The sequence below is a fragment of the Megasphaera massiliensis genome, assembly GCF_036305205.1.
Taxonomy (GTDB): domain Bacteria; phylum Bacillota; class Negativicutes; order Veillonellales; family Megasphaeraceae; genus Megasphaera; species Megasphaera massiliensis.
In genome coordinates this window covers 1-3,935 of sequence record NZ_JAXIXE010000010.1, presented here as the reverse complement: position 1 = coordinate 3,935, position 3,935 = coordinate 1, and the positions used below count along the sequence as shown (strand labels likewise).

Here is a 3,935-nt window from a genome sequence, read left to right as displayed (position 1 = left end):
TCTTGCTGAATTGACTGCATAAGGAGATTATGATGAACGTATTTCAGATACACGCTGATGATAATGTAGCCGTCGCTGTCGACGCTGTTGCCAAGGGCAGCAGCGTTACCGTCGGCGGAGCGTCTTTCACCGTCTGTCAGGGCATCCCGGCAGGCCATAAGATCGCCATCAAGGATATTAAACAAGGTGAAGATGTCGTAAAATACGGCTTCCCTATCGGGACCGCTAAAATGGATATCCCTCAAGGGTCTTGGGTCCATACCCATAACGTCCAAAGTAAACTGGGCGACCTCCTGGATTACACCTACGAACCGGAAAAGGCCCAGCGCCCGCCTTTGGAAAGTGAAAAAAAATACGAATTCCTCGGATATAAACGGACGGATGGTCAGGCCGGAATCCGCAATGAAGTATGGATCATTCCGACCGTCGGCTGCGTCAACAACATTGCCCGGGCCATTGAAAATGCCGCCCAGGTCTATAAGACGGAAAACATCGACGGCATCTATTCGTACAGCCATCCTCATGGCTGCTCCCAGCTCGGTGACGACCAGCTCCATACGCAGAAAGTATTAAGTGGCCTTATTCACAATCCGAACGCCGGAGCCGTTTTGGTACTTGGTCTTGGCTGTGAAAACAACCAGATCAGTTTGATGAAGGACGTCATCGGCGACTATGATCCGGACCGGGTCAAGTTCCTCATCTGTCAGGACGTAGAAGATGAAATCGAAGCCGGCACGTCGATTGTCAAAGAACTGTGCGACTATGCGGCTAAGTCCCACCGGGAACCGTGCGATGCCTCCTTGCTGACCATCGGCCTGAAGTGCGGCGGATCCGACGGCTTTTCGGGTATTACAGCCAATCCCCTGGTCGGTGAAATCTCGAACCGCCTCATCGCAGCTGGCGGCACGTCGATTTTGACGGAAGTTCCGGAAATGTTCGGTGCTGAAACGCTGCTCATGAACCGGGCTCGGAATGAAGAAGTCTTCGATAAGACCGTAGCCCTGGTAAACAACTTTAAAGAATACTTCATGAACTACGGCGAAAAGATCAATGAAAATCCGTCACCGGGCAATAAGGCCGGCGGGATTACGACCTTGGAAGATAAATCCTTGGGCTGCGTACAAAAAGGCGGTCAGGCCCTGGTCGAAGACGTCCTCTCTTACGGCGATCGTGTTTCCAAGAAAGGCCTGAACCTCTTGCAGGCTCCGGGCAACGACTTGGTAGCGGCCAATGCCTTAGCCGCAGCCGGTGCTCACATGGTCCTCTTTACGACGGGGCGGGGAACGCCCTTTGCCTGCCCGGTACCGACGATTAAGATTTCCAGCAACAGCAAACTGGCCGAATTCAAAAAGAACTGGATCGATTTCAATGCCGGCACGATTGCTGAAGGGGAATCGCGGGAAGCTGCGGCGGACCGCCTGTTCCAATACATCCTCGATGTAGCGTCGGGACGTATTTTGGCAAAATCGGAAGCTCTTGATAAACACGAACTGGCTATATTTAAAAACGGTGTTACCTTATAAGGAGGGAGTGCAATGAGCACACAAGAAGGAACCTTGCCGAAGCCGAACGCTCCGGTTGAAGGGCAGACAGCCAAAGACGGTCATGTAAAACTGTCCTGGCGTGAAAAGATTTGTTACGGGTTTGGTGACTTTGGCAACGGCTTTATGTTTGACCTCGGACAGGCCTATTTGACGAAATACTGGATTGACGTTTGCACCATCCCGGCTGCGGCGGTTGCCGGTATCTTCGCCTTTACCAAAATCTTCGACGCCTTTATGGATCCGATTGCCGGCTCCGTTATCGACGGCCGCAAGAACATCGGTCCTCGCGGCAAGTTCCGTCCGGTCATGATGTTTTCTGCCGTCATCCTGGCTATCTTAACGGTCATCACTTTTACCATGCCGGAAATATCGGCAACAGGTAAAATCATCTTTGCTTACGGTGCTTACATGGCTTGGGGTCTCGTTTACTCGTTTACTAATATTCCCTATTCCTCCCTGGCCAGTGTTATGACTCGAGACGTTGAAGAACGAAGTCAGATGGCTACGACCCGTCAGGCCGGTTCCATAGGGGCTCAGCTCATCACCGGCATGGCTTTCGTCCCGATCGTCATGATGTTTGCTTCGCCTCACCACGGTTTCTTTATCGCCGCGGCTGTCATGTCTATCGTCGGTGTCATCGGCTTTGCTATTTGCTATCTTAACTGCCGTGAACACGTTCCTGTTAAGCGCAATACGGCTAATGAACAGAAAGCCAAAGCTTCCGACTATGTTAAACTCGTGTTTACTAACAAACCGCTCTTATGCATCATTTTAATGACCTTGTTTACGATTTCGGCTATGAATACCAATAACCAGATGATGATCTTCTTCTGTCAGTATAACTTAGGTTACATGGGCTTCCAGCCGATTGTAAACGGTATCATGATGGGCTGCTCCGTTATCGGTATCCTGCTCATCCCGAAACTGGTTAAAAAATTCGGCAAAAAGAAGACGGCTATCGGCGGCTTGCTCATAGGCTGTGCGGCAGACCTTCTCAACTTCGTTATTCCGACCAACATTTACTCGTTCATCGTTTTGGTTACCATCGGCTACGTTGCCTTGGCTATTCCTAACGGTGTCACCTGGGCCTTTGTCTCCGACGTCATCGACTACAGTGAATGGCACAACGGTATCCGTAAAGAAGGCATCACCTATGCGGCTTTCAACTTCTCCCGCAAAATCGCTCAGGCTCTGGCCGCTGTCGTAAGCTCCGGCATCCTGGTCATGACGGGTTACGTTGCCAATGCCGTACAGAGCGAAATGACCCTCTTGGGCATCAAAGCTGCTATGACCTTGTATCCCGGCGTTGCCCTTGGTATTGCTGCGATTATCCTGTACTTCTTCTACGGCTTGACGGATGATAAATTTAAACAAATCGCTGAAGATTTGAATAACGGTAAATGGGAACACGGTACCATTGAATAAGGAGGCTTTCACATGAAAGATCAGAACTGCGGCTACTGCGTCAAAGGCGAACCGCTGGCTAAGTTTGGCATCTACGTCGGTGATTTATCGGTCAGTATGTTGGTTTTATTCAAGGAGCAGAGTCATCCCGGCCGCTGCATCGTCGCTTATAAAGATCATGTAAGCGAAATGACGGACTTGAGCGATGAAGAACGAAATGCCTTCTTTGCTGACGTTGCACGGGCTTCGAAGGCCATTCATGCAGCTTTTCATCCGGACAAAGTAAACTATGGTGCTTATGCCGATTCAGGACATCACTTGCATATCCACTTAGTTCCCAAGTATAAAGATGAATTCGAATGGAACGGAACCTTTGTCATGAATCCCGACCGCGTTTACTTGACAGATGCAGACTATGAAGATATGATTGATAAAATAAAGAAACAATTGTAAAACTAAGTAACCGGGGACTGTCTGCTGCGACAGTCCCATCTTATCTCATGGAGGAATCAAAATGAAGAATGTGCTTACTATTGGTGAAGCGATGGGACTTCTCATTGCTGAAGAAACGGGGCCGTTGGAATCGGTCGAACATTTTTCCCGCCACGTCTGCGGGGCTGAACTGAACTATGCCGTCGGTATGGCTCGTTTGGGAAATAATGTATCGTATATCTCTAAGGTCGGTATCGATCCCTTTGGCCGCTGCATCGTCAATTTTCTGAAAGAAAATAACATCCACGAACAGTACGTCTGGACCGATGACGACCATATGACGGGATTCCAGATGAAGGAAAAGGTCGTCGAAGGCGATCCTTTCGTAGCCAATATCCGTAAGCATACGGCATTCTCTCATTTTCAGCCGGCTGATTTAGCCGGTATCGACTGGGCCGGTGTCGATCACCTTCATGTGACGGGGATTCCCCTGGCTTTGTCGGAATCGTGCCGGGAAACGATTTATACGCTTATGATGCGGGCTCACAGCAAGGG

Annotated in this window: 4 protein-coding genes; all 4 read left to right on the top strand. The window is 49.9% G+C overall.

What is annotated here, in order from left to right:
• Positions 1-29 precede the first annotated feature (29 nt).
• Positions 30-1,523, top strand: a complete 1,494-nt coding sequence (locus UCI88_RS01855) for a UxaA family hydrolase (protein WP_256179680.1) — start codon at positions 30-32, stop codon at positions 1,521-1,523.
• A 12-nt stretch (positions 1,524-1,535) separates the two neighbouring features.
• Entirely contained in the window at positions 1,536-2,969 is a 1,434-nt protein-coding gene (locus tag UCI88_RS01850) for a glycoside-pentoside-hexuronide (GPH):cation symporter (protein WP_044503372.1), read from the top strand.
• A gap of 12 nt (positions 2,970-2,981) precedes the next feature.
• Positions 2,982-3,401, top strand: a complete 420-nt coding sequence (locus tag UCI88_RS01845) for an HIT family protein (RefSeq protein WP_256179679.1) — start codon at positions 2,982-2,984, stop codon at positions 3,399-3,401.
• 61 nt (positions 3,402-3,462) lie between these two features.
• Positions 3,463-3,935, top strand: a 473-nt coding sequence (locus tag UCI88_RS01840; RefSeq protein ID WP_330023940.1) for a PfkB family carbohydrate kinase, incomplete at its 3' end; no start/stop codon positions are given.

Excerpts from the sequence above, each read along its gene's own strand:
- UCI88_RS01845 (WP_256179679.1), top strand. The coding sequence starts at position 2,982 with ATGAAAGATCAGAACTGCGGCTACTGCGTCAAAGGCGAACCGCTGGCT.
- UCI88_RS01850 (WP_044503372.1), top strand. The coding sequence starts at position 1,536 with ATGAGCACACAAGAAGGAACCTTGCCGAAGCCGAACGCTCCGGTTGAA.
- UCI88_RS01855 (WP_256179680.1), top strand. The coding sequence starts at position 30 with ATGATGAACGTATTTCAGATACACGCTGATGATAATGTAGCCGTCGCT.